Raw genomic sequence first — 20175 nt, 5'->3', positions numbered from 1 at the left:
GATCACGGTTCGGGTAGGGGGGCGGCTCCCTGTGGAAGGAGAGGCGTGCCGCTCGAATCGCTGGTCCGCACCGCCCTCGGCATGAGAGTGGCGGTGTGGCGGAGTCACGGGCCCGGGCCCGCCGTGGTGTGCCTGCACGGCGCCGGGGTGTCGAGCCGGGAGCTGCTGCCGTTCGTGCGGGCCATGGGGGTCACGCACGACGCCTGGAGCCTGGACCTGCCCGGGTTCGGGCGCAGCGAGAAGCCGCGGGCGCCGCTGACGCTGACGGCGCTCGCCGACGCGGTGGCCGGCTGGGTGGCCGAGAGCGGGCTGCAGCGGCCGTGCCTGCTGGGCGGGTCGTTCGGCTGCCAGGTGGCGGTGGACGTGGCGGCCAGGCATCCGGGCGCGGCGGGCGCGCTGGTGCTGGTGGGACCGACCGTGGACGCGCGGGCCCGCAACCCGGCGAGGCTGGTGGGCCAGTGGCTGCGCAACTCGGTCCGGGAGAGCCCCCGCATGCTGCCGCTCAACGCGGCCGACTACCTCGACGCCGGGCCGCGCCAGGTGCTGGCCAGTTTCGGCATCTCGATGCGCGACCGGATCGAGGACAAGCTGCCCCACGTGGCCGTGCCCGCCCTGGTGGTGCGGGGCGGCAAGGACCGGATGGTGAGCCAGGCGTGGGCCGAGGAGGTGACCCGGCTGCTGCCGCGGGGGCGGCTGGTGGTCATGGACGGGCTGCCGCACATGGTGCCGTACAAGGATCCCCGGGGGCTGGCGCGCGAGGTCGGCGCGTTCCTGGAGGCGGCATGGTGAGGCCGCAGAAGGCGGTGGCGTCGTTCGACTCGGCCACCGGGATGTTGCGGGCGCTGTCGCGGTTCCTGCACGACCGGGACGTGCCGCTGCTCGGGCAGGCGCCCGGCGTGCTGGAGCCGGTGGCCGCCGCCATTGCGGGCGCGGCGGCGCGGCTGCCGCGGGCGGCCAAGGAGAAGGCGTACGCGGTGAGCGGCTGGGCCGAGGCGGTGCCGCTGCGCCGCGTGCCGGAGATCCGCGCCGAGGAGCTGGCGCGCTGGGTGAGCGGGCACTACCCGCCGGGGCCGTACCCGGTGGCGTTCGTGGGGTCGTCCAACGGCGCGCTGGTGCACCTGGCGGCGGCGCTGCGGGCGCCGTGGCTGCCGCAGACGCTGCTGCTGCCCGTGCGCCGCCGCGGCGTCGGGCCCGACGACCCCCGCGGTGACCTGCGCGCGACCCGGGCGGCGGGTGAGGCGCTGCTGGCGGCCAACCCGGAGCTGGTGCTGCATCACATGCACGACGCCAACCAGGACCGGCTGATGATCGCGGGCATGACGTACTTCCGGGTGAAGTGGCGCAGGCTGCCCGAGGCCTACCGGCGCTTCCTGGAGGAGTCGCTGCCGGCGGGCGCGACGCTGGTCGTGCCGGAGTGCGGGCTGAGCTGGCCGGTCACGCGGGTGGGGCCGCGCTACGTGTTCCAGCACGGCGCGCTGGGCGGCGCCACCCGGGAGGAGTACGAGCACGGCGGGCCGCGCGTGGCCGGCTACCTGAGCAGGTACGGCGCCGGCCGCGAACGGTGGGACTACCCTCCGGCCGACGGGGAGAGCCCGGAGGCGGAGTGGGGGTTCGAGCCCGAGCTGCTGGCCGACCTGGAGGAGCTGGCGGCGCGCAACGGGTGGCGGCTGGCCAGGATGCGCTTCGACGAGCCGGAGGACCTGAGCCCGGTCGTGGCCGACCTGTACCGGAGCTGGTACCGGCGGCGGGGGCTGCCCGCCGATCGGCTGCTGGTGGAGTGCTTCCTGCTGCTGGAGCCGTGGTGGGCGCTGCGCAGCGGGTCGGTGCCGTACTGGATGGTGTTCAACGCCGGGCAGTCGCACGCGCGGGCCATGGACTACCTGGACGGGGCAGACCCGTTCGACGAGATCAGGCTCATGCTGTTCTCGCACGGGGTGGAGTCGGTGGGGCTGGCCGGGGTCGCGGACTGGCGGCGGCTGCTGGAGCGGGCGCGCAAGGTCGGGGTGTTCACCGGGGTGGACACGAGCACCTACCCGCGCGACTTCGCCGGGCTGATCCGCGCGCACCGGGAGCTGTCCAGGATCCGGACGACGTATCCGATGCCGCTGCCGCTGGAGTGGGAGGCGGCCGAGGAGTTCCTGGGCAAGCGGGAGGAGCTCGACTGGTCAGGGTGAGGGCAGCAGCCCCTCGTGCCGGACGTGCCAGGTGCCCGGGAAGCCGGGGGTGGCGGGGCCGGCGTCCCAGCCCCTGGCCATGAGCGCGACCGCGGCCAGCAGGCCGCCGTTGCCGGGCAGGTAGACGGGCAGGGCGGCGGTCTGGAAGTTGTGCCCGTTGGGCAGGTAGGTGTTCTTGGCGGTGGGCATGAGCAGCGCCTCGACGGCGGTGCGCGGATCGCCGAGGCGGGTGGCGGTCATCGCGATGGCCGGGTAGTCCCAGCCCCAGGTGCTGTCCCAGTCCCAGCCAGACAGCACGTCGTGCAGCGTGGCGCGCATCGTGGCGGGGTCGATGAGGCGGGTCGGCGGGACGAGGCCGAGCGCGTACAGCATGGAGGGGTGGTCCTCGCGCACCGTGTACGGCGGCGCGGCCATTGCCGCATACACGCCGCCGCGCACCGGTGGCCCGGCCATCCCGGCGGCCACGGCGGCCCAGCGCGGCTCGGGCGCCAGCCCGAGCAGGCGCCGCCACCGCTGGGCCACCCGCAGCGCCCACGACCAGTACGCCAGCTCGAACGTCGGGTTCGCCGCGCGGGCGCGCACCGCCGCGTACGACTCCTGCGCGGGCACGAGCGGCGGCCCCAGCCCGTACCCGCCGGGCCCTTCGACGGCGAACGCGGCCATGAACGCGGCGGTCTCCAGCACCAGCTCGGCGTAGCGGTCGAGGGCGTGGCGGGTGCCGGTGGCGCGGCGCACCAGCTCGGCCAGGAAGATCGGGTGCGGCTGCTGCCACACCAGGAACGGCCCGATCGGGCTGGGGCTCTCCCGCCCGTCGGGGCCGGTCTGCTTGGGCCAGCGCGCCCCGGGGCAGCCCTGGGCGCGGGCGGTCGCGCGGGCGGCGGGCAGGATGGCGGCGTACCAGGCGAGGCTGCGTTCCAGCAGCTCGGGGCGGCCCCACAGCGGGAAGTGCGCCGCGTGCCACCAGTGCATTTCCAGGTGGAAGCGGCCCCGCCAGCTGTTGGCCATCAGCCCGGTCTCGGCCGGCGGCGTGGAGCCTGCGCAGTGGATCGCCGTGAGGTAGCGCGACAGCACGATCCGCCGCTCCAGCTCCCCCGCCCGCTCGTCGTCGCTGCCGGACAGGTCGATCGCGCCGCCGGTGCTCCAGAACCACGCCCAGTGCGCCTGCGCCGACTCCACCACCTCGGCGAAGCGGGGCACCCTGCCGGCGGCGCCCTGGTGGAAGGCGAAGGTCAGCTCGGCGGCGGTGCCGGTGAAGGTGAGGTGGAACTCGTGCGGCCCCGCCCGCGCCACCTCGCCGCCCGCCATCCGCACCGCCACCCGGTAGGAGGTCGCGTCCAGCGTGCGTGCCACGGTGAAGCCGGCCTCGGTGTCGCGCAGCTCGGAGGTGTGCGCGTCCGGCCGTGACCAGTCGGCCGCGTTCCCCCACGCCTGCGACCCGTACGGGAACGTCACCCGCACCGCCACCCCGGCCAGGCCGGGTGAGCGCAGCCGCACGGCGATCGCGTCGAGCGTGGGATGGCAGGCGGTGACGACCTCGAACGGCACGCCGCGCAGCCGGTAGCGGCTGGTCAGCGTGCCCGTCCACAGGTCGAGCCGCTGTCTGGCGCCGGTCACGTCGCCGGGGGTCAACGGTGCGCCGGGCGCGGCCAGCCCGATCCGGCCCAGGTCCAGGCGGTGCGGGTTGGCGCGCAGCCACGACTCGGCCGCCGACGCGGGCGTCTCGCTGCCGGAGCCGCCCAGCTCCCCGGCCATGTCCACGTACGGGACGGCGCCGCGCGGCGTCCCGTACGTGCGCGTCACCGACGTCAGCGAGTACGCGCCGGGGACGCTGTGCCAGCCCCACGACGCCATGGTCGCCAGCAGCGTGCCGTCCCCCGCCGCGTGCTGACCGGGGAACGTCTGCAGGCCGGTGACGTCGGCGGTGAAGCACAGCTCCCCGTTGCCCACCGACAGCGGCGAGCCGGGGACGGGGCCGGTCAGCTCGACGGCGTGCCGGCCGGCCAGCTCGCGGCGGTCGATCACTGCTTGATCGCCGTGGCGACCTGCTGGACGAAGTCGGCCGCCGCAGCGGCGGGCTGCTGCCGGCCGAACAGCACCTCGGCGTTGACCCGGTCCAGGATCTTCGGCGTGTCGGTGGAGCCGGCGGGGCCGATCACCAGGGGCGGCCCGGCCTTCGGGGTGAGCGCGTCGATGAAGGCGGCCTGCGCCTTCTCCGGCTCGCCGAGCACGCCCTGGATGGCCGCGCGGACGTCGGAGTTGGCCGGGATGCCGCGGTCGGCGAGGATGATCTTCCCGGCTTCCGGGCTGTTGACCAGGAAGTCCACGAGCTTGGCCGCCTCCTGCGGGTGCTCGCTCCTGGCGTTGATGCTGTAGATCTGCGAGGCCTGCAGCCACATGCCCGGCCTGGTGCTCTCGCCGGGCACCCGCATCAGCCGCAGCGGCCGGCCGGCGGCCTTGCTGAGCGCGGTGAGCTGGTTGCTCCAGTCGAACTGCATGGCGGCCTGGCCGCGGCCCATCAGCGACTGCTCGGGGGCGGGCTGGGTGATCAGCTCGGCCGTCTGGGAGGCGGGCGGGGTGGCGCCGGCCTTCATCAGGCCGAGCGTCATCGTCCACCAGTCCGTCAGCGTCTGCTCGCCGATGCCGACCTTGCCGTCGGCGGTGTAGAGGGCCTCGCCGCGCTGGCGGGAGTAGGCGTCGAGCATGTCGGTCCTGGTCGGGTCGGCCAGCGCGAACGTGCCTTCGGGCAGCTTGGCGGCCAGGTCCCCGGCGAGGCGGGTGAAGTCGTCCCAGGTCCAGGTGTCCTCGTCGGGCAGGGGCACGCCGGCCTTGTCGAACACCGCCTCGTTGACGACGACGGCGATGGCGTTGACGCCGGTGGGGACGCCGTACTGGACGCCGCCGAACTTGCCGTTGTCCAGGGCCGCGGCGCCGATCCTGCCGGTGTCGAGTCCGGTCTTGGCCAGGTCGAGCAGGGCGCCGCGGTCGCCGTACTCGCGGGGGTAGGCGCCGCCGAGGGTGATGACGTCGGGCGCGCGGCCCCCGGCGACCTCGGTGGCCAGGCGGTCGAAGTAGGAGTTGAAGTCGGTGTAGCTGCCCTTGACCTTGATGCCGGGGTTCTGCTTCTGGAAGGCGTCGATGACGCGCTGGGTGGCGGCGGCCCTGTCGTTGTTGCCCCACCAGCCGAAGCGCAGCTCGACCGTCCCGTCACCGGATGTGCCCCCGGAGGAGCCGCCGCAGGCGGTGACCGCGAGCAGGACGCCGGTCAGGCAGAGCGCCGCCAGGCCCCTGGTTCTCGGCATGGCTCTTCTCCTTCGCGATGAGAACGATTTAACGGAAGCCGGTCGTGGAGATGCCCTGGGTCAGGTAGCGCTGACCGGCCAGGAAGAAGCCGAAGATCGGCGCCAGCCCCACGATGGACATGGCGAACAGCTGGCCCCAGGCGGTCTCGCCCTGGCCGTCCATGAAGGAGCGCAGCGCCACCGGCATGGTCCACAGCTCGGGGTCGGTCAGGAAGATGAGCTGGCTGAAGAAGTCGTTCCAGGTCCAGATGAAGGTGAACAGCGCCGAGGTGGCCAGCGCCGGCACCGACAGCGGCATGATGATCCGCCAGTAGATCCTGATGTGCCCGCAGCCGTCGATGCGGGCCGCCTCGTCCAGCTCGCGCGGCAGGCCACGGATGAACTGCACCATCAGGAAGATGAAGAACGCGTCGTGCGCCAGGAACTTGGGCACGACCAGCGGCAGGTTCGTGTTGATCCAGTCGAGCTGGGAGAACAGCACGTACTGGGGGACGATGAGCACGTGGATGGGCAGCATGAGCGTCGCCAGCATCAGGGCGAAGCAGAGCTTCCTGCCGCGGAAGTCGAGCCGGGCGAACGCGTACGCGGCCAGCGAGCAGGAGATCAGGTTGCCCGCGACGGCCAGGATCGCGATGACGGCCGAGTTCCACAGGTAGTAGTGGAAGGGGTGCTCCAGGGCCGTCCAGCCCTCGGTGTAGTTGCCCAGGTCCAGCTCCGTGGGCCAGATCGACGGGTCACGGAAGATCGTCTCGGTGGGCTTGACCGAGCTGGACACCATCCACAGCAGCGGGTAGAGCATCACCAGGCCGAACCCGAGGAGCAGCACGTGCCTGGGCCATCGCCTAGCTCCCATAGAACACCCACCGCCTGGCGAACAGGAAGTTGAGCCCGGTCAGCACGGCGATCATCACGAGCAGCACCCACGCCATCGCCGAGGCGTAACCCATGTCGAACGAGCCGAAGCCGCGTTCGTACAGGTAGAGGGTGTAGAGCAGGGTCGAGTCGGAGGGGCCGCCGCGCCCGCCGCTGATCACGAACGCCTGGGTGAAGCTCTGGAAGGCGCCGATGAGCTGCAGGACCAGGTTGAAGAAGATGATCGGGGTCAGCATCGGCAACGTGATGTGCACGAACCGCGACACGGGCCCGGCGCCGTCCACCTGGGCGGCCTCGTAGTAGGAGGCGGGGATCTGGCGCAGCCCCGCGAGGAAGATGACCATGGGGGCGCCGAACGTCCAGGCGTTGAGCAGCACGAGCGTGCCGAGGGCGAAGTCGGGGTGGGCCACCCAGCTCACCCCCTCGATGCCGGCGAACGCGAGGAGCTGGTTGACCAGGCCGTCCTGGCCGAAGATCTGCCGCCACAGGATGGCGATGGACACGCTCCCGGCCAGGAGCGAGGGCAGGTAGTAGACCGACCGGTAGAAGCTCAGCCCGCGCACGCCGCGGTCGAGCAGCAGGGCCAGCGCCAGCGCCAGCACGAGCTGGACGGGCACCGACACGAACACGTAGACGAACGTGACCAGCAGCGACCTGTGCAGCCGGGGGTCGTCCAGCATCTGGCGGTAGTTCTCGAGCCCGAGCCATTCGGGCGGCTTGAGCAGGGTGTACTCGGTGAACGACAGGTAGAGCGAGCCCAGGATCGGGCCGACGGTGAACAGGGCCATGCCGAGGAACCACGGGGTCAGGAACAGGTAGCCGATCCGGTCCTCGCGGGGGCGGGCCGGCGGGCGGCTGGTGGAGGTCTCGGCGGGGTGCGGTCGTGGAGGGGGCGGGGCGACGGCGGTGTTGGCGAGTTCCAAACGATTGTCCATCTGGCACCCTTCGCAGTAACCAGTTTCTAACATTGCCCACTTCGGGTGTCAACGCCCGGTTGGCGAAGTGCTGAGCTGGGAAAACCCGAACGGCGGAGGCGTCGGCAACCGGTTGTGACACCGGACGAGAAACCGGTATCTCGATGCCGGGGCGACTCCGCGCTTTAATGCATGCGTAGGCGGCCCGCGCGGCGTGCAGGGAGAGCGGATGAGGGCGAGCACCGGAGACGGCGAGCAGGACCTGGAGGCGCCGGCGTCCCCGCCGCGGCAGGCCGGCAGGCGCGGGCCGAGGCCGGCCGGGCAGGCCACGATCAGCCGCGTCGCCGAGGCGGCCGGGGTGTCGCGGGCGACGGTGTCACGGGTGATGAACGGCTCGCCGAGCGTCAACCCGGAGCTGGCGGCCCGGGTGCGCGCCGCGGCCGAGGCGCTCGACTACGAGCCCAGCGCGGCCGCGCGCAGGCTGGCGCTCGGCCGTACCGGCGCGGTCGCGCTCGTCGTCCCCGACCTGTCGAACCCGCTGTTCCAGAGCGTGCTGCGGGGGCTGAGCCAGGCCGCGGGCAGGGCGGGCCGCCAGCTCCTGGTGGCCGAGTCCGACGAGGACCCCGAGGAGGAGGTGATCCTCGCGCTGGAGGCTCGGCGCAACTCCGACGCGCTGGTGCTGGCCTCGCCGCGGGCGCCGGACGAGCGGCTGCGGGCGCTCGGTGACCGGCTGGCGCCGTTCGTGCTGGTCTACCGCGAGGTCGCCGGGCTGGACGCGCCATCGCTGTCGATCGACAACGCCGCCGGCATCGGCGCGGTCGTCTCCCACCTGGCCGGGCACGGGCACCGCCGCCTGGCGTACCTGGCCGGGCCGGACGGCAGCGCGGGCAACGCCGAGCGGCTGGCCGCGCTGCGCGCCCTGGCGCAGGCCGGGCCGGGGATCGAGCTGACCGTGCTGGCGTGCGGGTCGATGTTCGAGCACGGGCACGCCGCCGCGTCCCGGGTGGCGGAGTGCGGGGTCAGCGCGGTCGTCGCGTTCAACGACATGGTGGCCTCCGGCGTGCTGACCGGGCTGCGGGAGCTGGGGGTGCGGGTGCCAGGGGAGGTGTCGGTGACCGGGTTCGACGACATCCCGTTCGCCCGCTACACCACGCCGCCGCTGACCACGGTGTCGATCCCGCAGAGTGAGCTGGGGCGGCAGGCGTGGGAGCGGCTGCGGGGGCTGATGAACGGCGAGGGCGGTGGGTACAACGTGCGCTACCAGCCTCGCCTGCTCATCCGCGGCAGCACGGGCCCGGCCCCGGCCTGATCACCATTCGGCGAAGGAGCCGTCCGGGTGGCGCCAGATGGGGCCGCGCCAGCGGTGGCCGAGCTCGGCGGCGCGCTCCACGGCCCGCTCGTCGAGCTCGATGCCCAGCCCCGGGCGGGTGGTGCGCTGCGCGTGGCCGCCGGCGAACGTGAGCGGGGCCGGGTCGAGGAGGTGGTCGAGGACGTCGTTGCCCTGGTTGTAGTGGATGCCGACGCTCTGCTCCTGGATGAGGAAGTTGGGGATGGCGAAGGCGAGCTGCAGGCTGGCGGCCAGCGAGATGGGGCCGAGCGGGCAGTGCGGGGCCATCGCCACGTCGTAGGCCTCGGCCATCGCGGCGATCCGGCGGACCTCCGAGATCCCGCCGGCGTGGCTGACGTCCGGCTGCGCCACCGCGATGCCGGTGGGCAGCACGTCGCGGAAGTCCCAGCGCGAGTACAGCCGCTCCCCCGTCGCCAGCGGGATCGACGTGCTCGCGGCCAGCGCGGCGAGGTTCGGGGAGTGCTCGGGCAGCACCGCCTCCTCCACGAACAGCGGCAGGTACGGCTCCAGGAGCGGCAGCAGCCGCCTGGCCATCGCGGTGGACATGCGGCCGTGGAAGTCCACCACCAGGTCGTGCTCGTCGCCGATCGCCTCCCGCACGGCCGCGACCCTGGCGACCACCTCGCGGGTGCGGGCCGGGGTGTCGATCGGGGTCAGCTCGCCCGAGCCGTTCATCTTGACCGCGGTGAACCCGGCCTCGATCTGGGCCGCCGCCAGCTCGGCCACCTCGGCGGGGCGGTCGCCGCCGATCCACGCGTACATGCGGACCCGCTCGCGTACCGGGCCGCCCAGGAGCTGGTGCGCGGGAAGCCCGGCGACCTTGCCGGCGATGTCCCACAGGGCCTGGTCGATGCCGGCGACCGCGCTGGACAGCACCGGGCCGCCCCGGTAGAAGCCGCCCTTGGTGAGCACCTGCCAGTGGTCCTCGATCCGCAGCGGGTCCTCGCCGATCAGGTAGTCCGACAGCTCCGCCACGGCCGCCCGGACGGTCTCCGCCCGGCCTTCGACGACCGGTTCGCCCCAGCCGGTGACGCCCTCGTCCGTGCGGATGCGCAGGAACAGCCAGCGCGGCGGGACGAGGAAGGTGTCCATGGACACGATCTTCATGGGTTTCCGTTCTAGGAGGAGGTGGTGGAGATGCTCCAGCCGCCGTCGACGTTGAGGCAGGCTCCGGTGATGAACGACGCCTCGGGCGAGGCGAGGAACGCCACGGCGGCGGCCACCTCGTCAGGGGTGCCGAACCGGCCGGCCGGCGTCTCCCTGATCGTGGCGTCGCGGCCGTCCTGGCCGATGCCGTCCCAGGCGGGGCTCATGATCGGGCCGGGGACGACCGCGTTGACGCGTAGGGACGGGGCGTACTCGACGGCGAGCTGCCGGGTCAGCGACTGCAGCCCGCCCTTGGCCGCCGCGTACGGCGCGCAGCCGGGGATGCCGGTCTGCGCGTGCACGGACGAGGTGATGACCAGCGCGCCCGAGGTGTCGGCCAGCAGCGGGCAGAACGTGCTCGCGGCCAGGTAGGCGGCCTTGAGGGTGACGTCGAGCTGCAGGTCCCAGTCGGACTCGGGCAGCCGGTGCACCGGGCGGGCGGGCACCACGCGGCCGGGGCCGTTGGCGTGCAGCACGTCCAGGCGGCCGAAGCGGTCGCGTACCTCCTCCAGCAGCGCCGCCCAGTCGCGCGCGGAGGAGACGTCGCAGTGCGCGTAGGCCGCCTGCGCGCCGATCGAGGCGGCCAGCTTCGCGCCGGGCTCGTCGGCGATGTCGGCCAGCAGCACGCGCGCGCCCTCGGCGGCCAGGCGGCGGGCGGTGGCCGCGCCGATGCCCGAGGCGGCGCCGGTCACGAGGGCCGTCCTGCCCTCGAAGCGGCGATCGTGGGACAAGGGGGCTCCTCATGATCTGTACGGGCACGGCGAGGCCGTCACACCCTGCCGGGATGTCAATAATTAATATTATTACTTCCCACCTTCAGTACGTTTTATCCGCCCCCGGGCGCGGCGTGGCATGATGCCCGCATGGCGGGCAGCGGCGGCGGCGCGCACCACCGGGTGGTCGGCAGCCTGGGCCCGGCCATCGTCAACGGCGAGCTCGCCCCGGACGACGATCTCGACGTGGTGGCGCTGCAGGAGCGGTTCGGGGTGAGCAGGACCGCGGTGCGCGAGGCGCTGCGCGTGCTGGCCGCCAAGGGGCTGGTGGGCGCGCGGCCGCGGCGCGGCACGTTCGTCGCGCCGCGCGAGCAGTGGGCCCTGCTCGACGCCGACGTGCTGCGGTGGCGGTTCGCCGCCCGGCTGGACGAGGTGTTCCTCGACGAGCTGGGCGAGGTGCGGCTGACCGTGGAGCCGGCGGTGGCCCGGATGGCGGCGCTGCGGCGTACGGACCGGGACCTGGCGGAGCTGGAGGACGCGCTCGCCGCGATGCGGGCCGCCGCCGGCGGGCCCGCCGGCGATCACGTGGAGGCCGACCTGGCCTTCCACCACGCGCTGCTGCGGGCGGCGCACAACGAGCTGATGGCGCGGATGGGCACGGCGATCGAGGCGGGGCTGCGGCTGCGTGACCAGTTCGTGCACTCGGCGATCGCCGGCGAGTCCGCCGACGGGCACGCCGAGGTGCTGCTGGCGGTGCGCAGGCGGCGGCCGAAGGCGGCCGAGTCCGCGATGCGGGCGCTGGTCGAGCGCTCGATCGCGGACGTCGAGCTGGCCAAGCGGGTCCACGGCGGGAACTGACCGCCGCCCGGCATCAGCCGATCACGGTGCGGGGCATCGGGACGAGCGTGGCCGAGCGCAGCTCCAGGACGGTGCCGTCCGGGTACGCGGGCGGGCGGAAGGCCGGCGAGAGGTAGACGGGGGCGTCCTCGCGCAGGGGCAGCAGCCGCAGCTCCAGGCCGCGTTCGAGGACCTCGTCGCGGAACCTGCGCAGGCCGATCTCCCACGGCGGGCCATGCCAGAACTGGTCGGCGACCAGGCGGCCGCCGAGGTAGGCGCGGCCCGCGTCGCCGGTCCAGTCCAGGCGCAGCAGCACCTCGTCGTCGCCGGTGAAGGCGTCCTCGGGGATGGTGAGGTGGTAGACGGCGGCGGCGTCGAAGTCGGCGTCCACGGGGGCCGACGCCCGGCCCGAGACCGGGTCGATCACCGGGGGCCGGGCGGGACCCGCCTCCTTGACGGCCTCGACCACGACCGCCGGCGGACCGCCCGCCTGCGGGGGCAGCGGCAGGACGCCGAACACCCCGTCGGTCCCGGACACGAACCCAACCGCGGATCCGGGCACGGTCTCCGACGCCGCGATCCCGGGCGCGGGCTCAGGCGGCGGGAAGATCAGCACGCGGTCCCCGTCGTTGCCGTACAGCACCAGGTGGTCGCCGTCGAGCACGGCCGGGCGGTCGCTCAGGATGAGCCGGTCGGCGCCCCAGAGGCGGCCGCGCGTCGCGGTGAGGGCGCTGTCGTGGTCCAGCACCAGGACGCCGGCCGTGCCGCCCCCGGCGGCGGTCACCCGCAGGAAGCAGCCCGGACCGGGCCGCAGCCCGCGGACCACGACGTCGCCGCCGGAGGTGGTGACGGTCGCGGGTCCCTCCACGCCGGTCACGGTGGCGGCGTCGAAGACGAGCTCCGCCGGGAGGCCCGCGGTCTGCGTGAACACGTGCACGGGCTCCCCGGCGTCGATCACGCACACGGGCTGCGCGGTGGCCGTCAGCAGCAGGCAGTCACCGACCCGCCGCGCGAGCGGCCAGGCGAAGCAGGCGCCCGCCGGCACGGTCACGGGCTCGCGCGGCACGACGAGCGTGCGCCCGTCCAGCTCGACGGCGAACCGCACCCCGTCGTGGCCGGGCAGCGTCTCGACGGGCTGGTGGTTGTTGACGAACAGGAACCCCGACCGCCCGTCCGACCGCACGGCCCAGCGCAGCGACGTCCGGTCGGCGGGGTCGGCGGGCGCGTCCGGCGGCATCGTCAGCGTCATGGTGGCCAGGTCGGGCCCGTCGCAGGCCAGCCAGAGGTGCTGCAGCCGCAGGTGCCGGTAGGAGTCGCGGAACTGGCCGTACTCGCCGAGCGGCGCCTGGAAGTCGTAGGTGATGACCGGGCAGTCGTTGGGGTAGCCGGTGGCGTGCGACTCCTGCAGCGTGGACAGCTCGCCGATCTTCTGGGACGCCCCGTGGTACATGTAGTACCCCTGCCACACCGAGCCGCTGCCCAGCTTGACCAGCGCCAGCGCGGCCACGTCCGCCGCCGGGACCACGGGCCGGCGGTGGTAGGCGGTGTACATGCCGCCGCCCAGCTCGCAGGTGGCGAACGGGTAGCGCGCCAGGTGGCTCTCGTCCCCGCCGGAGTCCCCGCCGGAGTCCCCGCTGGAGTCCCCGCCGGGCCGCAGGTCGGCGCCGATCGAGTCGTCGTCCCGGCCAGGTCCGAAGAAGTAGTGGGCCCGGCTCTGCGCCGGCCAGCCGTCGTGCGCGGTGTCCCAGGCGGCCTCGGGGTAGCCGCCGAACAGCGGGATCACCTCGTCCGGCGGCAGTTGCGCGTGCCCCCAGCCGGTGGCCGTCCACAGGGGCGCGTCGATGCCGGCCTGCCGGGCCAGCTCCTTGAGCGTGAGCAGGTGGCCGGGCTGGTCGTGCAGCTCGTTCTCGAGCTGGACGGCCACGACGGGCCCGCCGTGCTCGCGCGTCAGGCCGCGCAGCCGCGCGCCGATCTGCGCGAAGAACGGCCGGACGAGGGCGAGGTAGCGGGGGTCGTCGGTACGCGGCACGCAGCCGCCGTCCAGGAGCCAGTCGGGGAAGCCGCCGTTGCGCGACTCCCCGTGCGCCCACGGGCCGATCCGCACCACCACGTCCAGGCCCAGCTCGGCGCAGGTCGTCACGAAGCGGCGCAGGTCGCGGTCGCCGCTCCAGTCGAAGACGCCGCGCCGCTCCTCGTGCAGGTTCCAGAAGACGTACGCGGCGACGACGGTGATGCCGCCCGCGCGGACCTTGAGCAGTTCCTCGCGCCATTCCGCGGCCGGGTAGCGGGCGTAGTGGAACTCCCCCATGATCGGGAACCAGGGCCGTCCCGCGCGGCTGAGGTGGCGGGAATTGACGGTGATCGCGTCCGGCCGGTGCGGCGGGTCGCCGAGCCGCAGATGGCCCTCTACGGGCGGGATGGTCTCCGGCGGCACGGTGATGCGCTGCACTCGGGGGGCCTTCCTCTCGTCACACGAACGAATACGAATAAATCGTATTAGTGCAGCCGCTGATCGAGAGCGGGGCCCAGCTCGGTCGTGGTCAGGAGCAGCGCGACGATGTAGTCGACGAGGTGGTCGCGGCCGGTGTCCACGTCCCCGCGCAGCCAGGCCGACAGCAGCTCCCACAGGCCGCTCACCACGGTCAGCGCGGTCATGCGCAGGTCGGTCTCGCTCAGCGGCGTCTCGCCGAACAGCTCGCGGGCCTGATCGAGGTAGATGCCGGCCAGCGTGGCGATGATCTGGCGGCGCCGCTCCTGCAGCAGCGGGCCGGCCGCGAACTCGTACGCCAGGATGCGGGCCCGGCGCGGGTCGGCGGCCAGGAAGTCGACGATGGCGCTCACCACGGCGGTGGCGCGGGCCCGCAGGCGGCGCGGGGAGCGCGCGGCGACGGCCGTGATCAGGTCGGTGACCTGGGCGGCCTGGTCGTCGACCACGGCCAGCAGCAGCGCGTCGAGGTCGCTGAAGCTCTCGTGGAAGTAGCGGTCGTTCAGCCCGGCCCGCGAGCACACGCCCCGCACGGTGACGGTGGCCCAGCCCCCGGTGCCGAGCACGTCGAGGCCGGCCTCCAGCAGTGCCGCGCGCCGCAGGGCACGGCGCTGCTCGGCCGGCACGCCGCGGTAGGGGCGCACGGAGGTGGGGTGGGGCGTCATGTCCCCGATTCTGCCGCAGGTCTTGACGGCCGCGGCAAATCTGGTGATGGTAAACACCAGAATCCGTGGAAGGCGGTGGACCGTGACGACGGAGCACCCGGCCCGCACCCCTGCCGGCATCGACCTGAGCGACCTGCGGTTCTGGGAACGGCCCGAGCAGGACCGGGCGCGGGCGTTCGCCATCTTGCGGGCCGAGCCCGGCCTGCGGCGGTTCGCCATGCCGAAGGTGCCGTTCCTGCGCCGGGATCCGGGCGCGTGGGCGCTGGTGCGCCACGCCGACGTGGTGGCGGCCAGCCGCCTGCCCGAGGTGTTCAGCAGCGAGCCGAGCGCGACCAGCCCGACCGACATGCCGCGCTGGATGGACGGCTACTTCAACTCGATGATCGACATGGACGACCCGCGGCACGCCAAGATCCGCCGCATCGTCTCCCGCGCGTTCACGCCGAAGACGCTGGCCAAGACCGAGGACGACATCGCCCGCCGCGCGCGGCGCATCGTGGACGAGCTGGTCGCGGGCGGCCCCGGCGACTTCGTCTCACGGGTGGCGACGCGCCTGCCGGTCGAGGTGATCTGCGACATGCTGGGCATCCCGCCGCGCGAGCACGAGCGCGTGGTACGCCTGACCAACATCGTGGTCGGCTACACCGACCCGGAGTACGTCGGCAACCCCGTCGACTACCCGGCCGACTACCCCGGCGGCACGGCCCGCGTCGGCCGCCTGCGCACGGCCCGGCTGCTGGGCACGGTGGCGCTGGCCGGCTGGCGGCTGCACCGGCTGGCCGCCGAGCTGGGCAGGCGGCGCCGCGCCACCCCGACGGGCGACCTGACCTCCGCCCTGGTCAACGCCAACATCGACGGCGAGCGGCTGAGCCCGAGGGAGTTCGCCGCGTTCTTCCTGCTGCTGGTGGTGGCGGGGAACGAGACCACCCGTACGGCGCTGGCTCACGGGCTGAAGCTGCTCACCGACCATCCCGGCCAGCGGGAGCTGCTGCTGTCGGACTTCGACGGCCGCATCGGCGGGGCCGTCGAGGAGATCGTCCGCCACAGCACCCCGGTGATCTTCATGCGCCGCAACGTCACCCGCGACCACGAGCTGAACGGCCACCTGTTCAGGGCGGGTGACCGGGTCACGCTCTGGTACGCCTCGGCCAACAGGGACGAGAGCGTCTTCACCGACCCCGACGCGTTCGACATCACCCGCTCCCCCAACCCGCACGTGGGGTTCGGCGGGCCGGGGCCGCACTTCTGCCTGGGGGCGAACCTGGCGCGCCGGGAGATCACGGTGATGTTCCGCGAGCTGTTCGGCCGGCTGCCGGACATCAGGGCGGGCGAGCCGGACCGGCTCCTGTCCAGCTTCATCAACGGCTACAAGCGGCTGCCCTGCACGTTCACCCGCTGAGGGAGCGGCCGGTCCGCAGCAGGACGGCGCCGCCGCCGAGCTCGAATCTCGTCGCCACTTCTGCTCCTGCTCAGCCGTGGTCGACACGTATCGACGGCGCCGAACACCACCGTTTTGCCTCTGGGGCTGAACACCCGCGGCGCTTCCCGCGTACCTCCTCGTGGAAAGGGCGCGAAGGAGGCAGGCGGGTGACGGTGTCGGCGAGGCTCGCACGGGCGGCGGCCGCCGCGGCGCTGGCCATGACCGTTCCGGTCGTCGTACCGGGTGCGGCCTGGGCCGACCCGTCCCCCGCCCAGGTCAGAGCCCGGCTGGTGAAGCTCAACGAGCGGGCCGACCAGCTCGTCGAACGCTACAACCAGGCCACCGAGGCCTATCGCGAGGCCAGGAAGAAGTACCGGGCGCTGCAGAGCGAGCTGGCCGCAAAGGACGAGCAGGTGGCGGAGCTGCGCGAGGAGCTGGCGGCCATCGCCGTGCACAACTACCAGTTCGGCCCGTCGCTGGGCTGGCAGCGGCTCGCCGTCGGCGGCCGGCCCGAGACGATGCTCGGCGGCATGGCCTCCCTCGACCAGATGGCCCGGGACCGGGCGGCGAAGATCCAGGCGTACGAGGGCGCGACGGCGGGCCTGCGTGAGCGGCGCGACCGGGCCAGGGCCGCCACGGAGGAGGCCGAGCGGGCCCGCGATGACGTACGCGGCAAGCAGGAGGAGGTCGACGACCTCGTCGACCAGCAGACGAAGCTGCTGCGCCGCCTGGGCGACTACCAGAGCGGCAACCCGCGCAGCACCGGCCTGAAGTACACGGGCCCGGCCTCTGGCAACGCCCGCGAGGCGCTGCAGTTCGCCTTCGCCCAGGTCGGCAAGCCCTACCGGTACGGCGGCACGGGGCCGGGCTCCTTCGACTGCTCGGGCCTGACCCAGGCGGCCTGGCGGGCGGCCGGGGTGTCGCTGCCGCGCACCACGTACACGCAGTGGGCCTGGGGCGCCGACCGGCGCGTGCCGCTGGACCAGGTGCAGCCCGGCGACCTGCTGTTCAGCAAGGGGCTGGGGCACATGGGCATGTACGCGGGCGGCGGGAAGATGGTGCACGCCCCGCAGACCGGCGACGTCATCAAGGTGGTCGATCTCGACGACTACTGGCGCGGCCGCCTGGTCGGCGCCGTCCGCCCCTGAAACCGGCGTCTTCCGGGGCGGATCACCCGAATTCTTCGAATCTCCCGGTTGCGTACGGGTACGGCATGGTAGTGATCTGTAGGCGCCCGCCGAGCACGGCGGGAGCTCCGGTCATCGGCCCGCCCGCCGGCGACCACGTACAGCAACCCGATGGCTACTGGTCGTCGATCGAAGGGTGTGAGACTCATCCAGACGCAAGACGGAGGTGCTCGATGCCGTATTTGACCCAGCTCGCCGACGTCGCCCGCCGCACGGGCCACCCGGTGACCGAGGTGGCGGGGTGGAAGAGCCGGGGCCACGGGCCGCAACCGGAGGTGCAGGGCATCGTCTGCCACCACACCGCCGGGCCGGCCGGCGGCGGCGACTACCCCTCGCTCGCCGTGGTGCGCGACGGCCGGCCCGGCCTGTCCGGGCCGCTGTCGCAGTTCGGGCTCGGCCGCTCGGGCCGCATCTACGTCATCGCCGCCGGACGCTGCTGGCACAACGCCCCCTCGACCTCGCCCCGGCACGACAACTCCAGCTCGCTCGGCATCGAGGCCGAGAACAACGGCTCCCAGCCGTGGCCGGAGGTGCAGCTCGACGCGTACCGGCGGCTGTGCGCGGAGCTGTGCCGCGAGTTCGGGCTGGGCGCCTCGCGCGTCAGGGCCCACCGGGAGGTCAACACCGCCAAGCCCGACCCCCACTCCATCGACATGACCGACTTCCGGGCGGCCGTCGCCGCCCTCATCGCCGGCGCGCCCGGCCCGTCCTGGACGGAGGATCTCGTGAAGGAACTGCCGCTGATCCGGCTCGGCGACGACAACTACGACGTCAAGACCGTCAGAGGCTGCCTGTTCGCCCGGGGGCACGTGCCTCCCGCCGCCTACGCCACGGTCCAGGACGGGCTGGAGGGGTGGCTGAAGTCGACGCGCTGCGACGACGGGCTGGTCGAGCTGGTACGCAGGTTCCAGCAGGCCGAGGGCATCGACCCGGACGGCCTCGTCGGGCCGAGCACCTGGGCGCCACTGCTGCGGGTCTGACGAGAACGTCGCGGCGTCGCGGGCGTGGGATACTGCGGGGATGGCGCGGATCGTCTTCATCGGGGTCGGTGACGTTGAGCTGACGCGCCGCGTCCTGTCCGCCCTGATGCTCGCCCCCGCCCTGCGCGGCGAGCTGGAGGTCGTGCTGCACGACGACGACCCCGGCAGGCTGGCGACGACGGAGACGCTGGTGCGGGCGCTGGGCACGGAGGCGGGCGCGGACGCGAAGATCCGCAGCGTGTTCGACCGGCGCCAGGCGCTCAGGGGAGCCGACTTCGTCGTCTCCCACCTCGACGTCGGCGGCTTCGAGGCCACGCTGCGCGACTTCGAGATCCCCCACCGGTACGGCCTGCGCCAGACCATCGGCGACACCATCGGCATCGGCGGCGTGTTCCGCGGCCTGCGCACGATCCCGGTGCTGGTGGAGCTGGCCGGGCAGATGGCCGAGCTGTGCCCCCAGGCGTGGCTGCTGAGCAGCACCGACCCGATGGCGATGACCGGGTGGGCGGTGCACGAGGCCACCGGGTTCGAGCGGTTCGCCGGGCTGTGCCACTCGGTGTGCGACACGCACGCCTACCTCGCCGACCTGGTCGGCCGCGACGAGGACGAGATCACGTTCCTCAGCGCCGGGCTCAACCACCAGTCGTTCGTGCTGCGCTTCGAGGCCGGCGGCCGCTCGCTCTACCCGGAGCTCGACGCGGTGATCGCGGCCGACGCCCAGTTGCGCAGGCACGTGCGGGTCGAGCTCTACCGGACCTTCGGCCGCTTCCCCACGCAGTCGAGCGAGCACGCCGCCGAGTACGTGCCGTGGATCATGCGCCACCCTGAGGAGACCGCCAGGCTGGGCGTGCCGGTCGAGGAGTACCTGCGCCGCGTCGGCCAGAGCCTGCACCTGTACGAGGAGACCCGGCGCGCCCTGTCCGCCGGCCACAAGCTGCTCATCCGGTGGCAGCACCAGGAGCCCGCCGCCGCGATGATCCTGGCCCTGCTGACCGGCGAGGAGAAGGAGATCTACGTCAACGTGCCCAACCGCGGCCTCATCGGCAACCTGCCCGGGCAGGCGTGCGTGGAGGTGCCCGCCCTGGTCGGCTCCGGCGGGGTGCGCCCGCGGGCCGTCGGCGACCTGCCCGTCCAGCTCGCCGCGCTCAACCGGACGTTCCTCAACGTGGTGGAGCTGACCGTGCGCGCGGTGCTCGACGGGGAGCGCGCGCACGTCTACCAGGCGGCCATGCTCGACCCGAACACGGCGGCCACGCTGCCGCTGCCCGCGATCGAGGCGCTGTGCGACGAGCTGATCGAGGCGCACGGCGACCTGCTGCCGGCGGCGGTCCGCCGATGAGCGAGTCGATGCCGACGGAGGTGCGGCGCGAGCGCATGCTGGCGTTGCTGACCGAGCAGGAGTTCGCCCGGGTGGCGGAGCTGGCCGAGGCGTTCGGGGTGTCCAGCGTGACGGTCCGGGCCGACCTCGACGCGCTGGAGGAGCAGGGCAAGGTGCGCCGGGTGCGCGGCGGCGCCGTGTCCGCCGGGCCCGCGCCGCACGTGGAGCCGTCGTTCGAGCTGTCGCTGGGCACGGCGGCGGTGGAGAAGTCGTCCATCGCGAAGGTCGCGGCGCGGCTGGTCGGCTCGGGCGAGAGCGTGCTGATGGGGGCGGGCACGACCACGACGTACGTGGCCAGGGAGCTGGTGGCGCGCCCCGACCTGACCGAGGTGACGGTGTTCACCAACGGGCTGCGCACGGCGCTGGAGCTGGAGCCCGCGCTGCCGCGCATCTCGGTGGTGGTGACCGGTGGCAGCCTGCGGCGGCAGCAGCACTCGCTGGTCGATCCGCTGGGCGGCAAGCTGCTGGAGGGCATCAGGGCCCACACCGTCATCCTGGGCTGCGGCGGGGTCGACGCGGCCGGCGGGGTGACGAACGTGAGCCTGCCCGACGCGGAGATGAAGCAGCGCATGCTGCGCGCCGCGGCCAGGAAGATCCTGGTCGCGGACGCGTCCAAGCTGGGTGTGGTGGAGATGGCGCCGATCTGCGCGGTCGGCGAGATCGACCTGCTGATCACGGGCGAGTCGGCCGATCCCGAGTGCGTGGCCGCGCTGCGGGACAAGGGGCTGGAGGTCGAGATCGCCCGCTGAGCCCGCC

General features: G+C 73.5%; 17 protein-coding genes. 9 read left to right on the top strand and 8 right to left on the bottom strand.

Annotation, left to right across the window (positions count from 1 at the left end):
* Positions 1 to 45: 45 nt before the first annotated feature.
* The gene (locus tag HD593_RS27155) at positions 46 to 789 is read left to right on the top strand and encodes an alpha/beta fold hydrolase (RefSeq protein ID WP_185104898.1); all 744 of its coding nucleotides are present in this window, start codon (positions 46 to 48) and stop codon (positions 787 to 789) included.
* A complete protein-coding gene (locus HD593_RS27150) occupies positions 783 to 2174 on the top strand; it encodes a hypothetical protein (RefSeq protein WP_221524984.1) in 1392 nt (463 codons plus the stop codon). The genes HD593_RS27155 and HD593_RS27150 overlap by 7 nt, the downstream gene beginning before the upstream one ends.
* Here HD593_RS27150 and HD593_RS27145 read toward each other — a convergent pair.
* Genes HD593_RS27145 through HD593_RS27130 form a run of 4 tightly spaced genes read right to left on the bottom strand, consistent with a single transcriptional unit; the run spans position 2166 to position 7281 of the window.
* Positions 2166 to 4196, bottom strand: coding sequence for a hypothetical protein (locus HD593_RS27145; protein ID WP_185104897.1), 2031 nt, complete (start codon positions 4194 to 4196; stop codon positions 2166 to 2168). The two genes, HD593_RS27150 and HD593_RS27145, sit on opposite strands and share 9 nt — an antisense overlap.
* Positions 4193 to 5473 (bottom strand): ABC transporter substrate-binding protein, encoded by a 1281-nt coding sequence (locus tag HD593_RS27140; protein ID WP_185104896.1) that lies wholly within the window; start codon positions 5471 to 5473, stop codon positions 4193 to 4195. The genes HD593_RS27145 and HD593_RS27140 overlap by 4 nt, the downstream gene beginning before the upstream one ends.
* Before the next feature lie 28 nt (positions 5474 to 5501).
* Entirely contained in the window at positions 5502 to 6326 is an 825-nt protein-coding gene (locus HD593_RS27135; protein WP_185104895.1) for a carbohydrate ABC transporter permease, read from the bottom strand.
* Entirely contained in the window at positions 6316 to 7281 is a 966-nt protein-coding gene (locus tag HD593_RS27130) for a carbohydrate ABC transporter permease (RefSeq protein ID WP_185104894.1), read from the bottom strand. The genes HD593_RS27135 and HD593_RS27130 overlap by 11 nt, the downstream gene beginning before the upstream one ends.
* A 208-nt stretch (positions 7282 to 7489) precedes the next feature.
* Here HD593_RS27130 and HD593_RS27125 point away from each other — a divergent pair, with 208 nt between their 5' ends.
* Positions 7490 to 8569, top strand: a complete 1080-nt coding sequence (locus HD593_RS27125) for a LacI family DNA-binding transcriptional regulator (protein WP_185104893.1) — start codon at positions 7490 to 7492, stop codon at positions 8567 to 8569.
* On the opposite strand, the gene dgoD is transcribed toward HD593_RS27125, so the two are convergent.
* Both dgoD and HD593_RS27115 read right to left on the bottom strand, forming a co-directional pair.
* Positions 8570 to 9715: a galactonate dehydratase gene (gene dgoD / locus HD593_RS27120; RefSeq protein WP_185104892.1), complete on the bottom strand. Its 1146-nt coding sequence runs from the start codon at positions 9713 to 9715 to the stop codon at positions 8570 to 8572.
* A gap of 11 nt (positions 9716 to 9726) precedes the next feature.
* The gene (locus HD593_RS27115) at positions 9727 to 10485 is read right to left on the bottom strand and encodes an SDR family NAD(P)-dependent oxidoreductase (RefSeq protein ID WP_185104891.1); all 759 of its coding nucleotides are present in this window, start codon (positions 10483 to 10485) and stop codon (positions 9727 to 9729) included.
* Positions 10486 to 10617: 132 nt separating this feature from the next.
* On the opposite strand from HD593_RS27115, the gene HD593_RS27110 reads away from it, so the two are divergent.
* A complete protein-coding gene (locus HD593_RS27110) occupies positions 10618 to 11325 on the top strand; it encodes a FadR/GntR family transcriptional regulator (RefSeq protein ID WP_185104890.1) in 708 nt (235 codons plus the stop codon).
* 13 nt (positions 11326 to 11338) lie between these two features.
* On the opposite strand, the gene HD593_RS27105 is transcribed toward HD593_RS27110, so the two are convergent.
* Positions 11339 to 13753: a beta-galactosidase gene (locus HD593_RS27105; protein ID WP_312903738.1), complete on the bottom strand. Its 2415-nt coding sequence runs from the start codon at positions 13751 to 13753 to the stop codon at positions 11339 to 11341.
* A 47-nt stretch (positions 13754 to 13800) separates the two neighbouring features.
* Positions 13801 to 14454: a TetR/AcrR family transcriptional regulator gene (locus HD593_RS27100; RefSeq protein WP_185104889.1), complete on the bottom strand. Its 654-nt coding sequence runs from the start codon at positions 14452 to 14454 to the stop codon at positions 13801 to 13803.
* Between the two features lie 82 nt (positions 14455 to 14536).
* Here HD593_RS27100 and HD593_RS27095 point away from each other — a divergent pair, with 82 nt between their 5' ends.
* From HD593_RS27095 to HD593_RS27075, 5 genes are all read left to right on the top strand, one after another.
* Positions 14537 to 15853 carry a cytochrome P450 gene (locus HD593_RS27095; RefSeq protein WP_312903736.1) on the top strand — a complete coding sequence of 439 codons (1317 nt, stop codon included), beginning with the start codon at positions 14537 to 14539 and terminating at the stop codon, positions 15851 to 15853.
* Between the two features lie 188 nt (positions 15854 to 16041).
* Positions 16042 to 17022 (top strand): C40 family peptidase, encoded by a 981-nt coding sequence (locus HD593_RS27090; RefSeq protein ID WP_312903734.1) that lies wholly within the window; start codon positions 16042 to 16044, stop codon positions 17020 to 17022.
* 212 nt (positions 17023 to 17234) lie between these two features.
* The gene (locus tag HD593_RS27085) at positions 17235 to 18041 is read left to right on the top strand and encodes a peptidoglycan recognition protein family protein (RefSeq protein ID WP_185104887.1); all 807 of its coding nucleotides are present in this window, start codon (positions 17235 to 17237) and stop codon (positions 18039 to 18041) included.
* A 40-nt stretch (positions 18042 to 18081) separates the two neighbouring features.
* Positions 18082 to 19380: a family 4 glycosyl hydrolase gene (locus HD593_RS27080; protein WP_185104886.1), complete on the top strand. Its 1299-nt coding sequence runs from the start codon at positions 18082 to 18084 to the stop codon at positions 19378 to 19380.
* On the top strand, positions 19377 to 20168 hold the full coding sequence (locus HD593_RS27075; protein ID WP_185104885.1) for a DeoR/GlpR family DNA-binding transcription regulator: 792 nt from the start codon (positions 19377 to 19379) through the stop codon (positions 20166 to 20168). The genes HD593_RS27080 and HD593_RS27075 overlap by 4 nt, the downstream gene beginning before the upstream one ends.
* Positions 20169 to 20175 lie beyond the last annotated feature (7 nt).

The sequence above is a fragment of the Nonomuraea rubra genome, assembly GCF_014207985.1.
Taxonomy (GTDB): Bacteria; Actinomycetota; Actinomycetes; order Streptosporangiales; family Streptosporangiaceae; genus Nonomuraea; species Nonomuraea rubra.
The sequence above is the reverse complement of the archived record's forward strand: the minus strand, read 5'-3'. Positions and strand labels throughout refer to the sequence as shown.

Bases quoted from the DNA above. Each gene is read 5' to 3' on its own strand.
- HD593_RS27130 (WP_185104894.1), bottom strand. From the start codon at position 7,281: ATGGACAATCGTTTGGAACTCGCCAACACCGCCGTCGCCCCGCCCCCT.
- HD593_RS27125 (WP_185104893.1), top strand. From the start codon at position 7,490: ATGAGGGCGAGCACCGGAGACGGCGAGCAGGACCTGGAGGCGCCGGCG.
- HD593_RS27080 (WP_185104886.1), top strand. From the start codon at position 18,082: ATGGCGCGGATCGTCTTCATCGGGGTCGGTGACGTTGAGCTGACGCGC.
- HD593_RS27150 (WP_221524984.1), top strand. From the start codon at position 783: ATGGTGAGGCCGCAGAAGGCGGTGGCGTCGTTCGACTCGGCCACCGGG.
- HD593_RS27100 (WP_185104889.1), bottom strand. From the start codon at position 14,454: ATGACGCCCCACCCCACCTCCGTGCGCCCCTACCGCGGCGTGCCGGCC.
- HD593_RS27135 (WP_185104895.1), bottom strand. From the start codon at position 6,326: ATGGGAGCTAGGCGATGGCCCAGGCACGTGCTGCTCCTCGGGTTCGGC.
- HD593_RS27075 (WP_185104885.1), top strand. From the start codon at position 19,377: ATGAGCGAGTCGATGCCGACGGAGGTGCGGCGCGAGCGCATGCTGGCG.
- HD593_RS27110 (WP_185104890.1), top strand. From the start codon at position 10,618: ATGGCGGGCAGCGGCGGCGGCGCGCACCACCGGGTGGTCGGCAGCCTG.
- dgoD (WP_185104892.1), bottom strand. From the start codon at position 9,715: ATGAAGATCGTGTCCATGGACACCTTCCTCGTCCCGCCGCGCTGGCTG.
- HD593_RS27140 (WP_185104896.1), bottom strand. From the start codon at position 5,473: ATGCCGAGAACCAGGGGCCTGGCGGCGCTCTGCCTGACCGGCGTCCTG.
- HD593_RS27085 (WP_185104887.1), top strand. From the start codon at position 17,235: ATGCCGTATTTGACCCAGCTCGCCGACGTCGCCCGCCGCACGGGCCAC.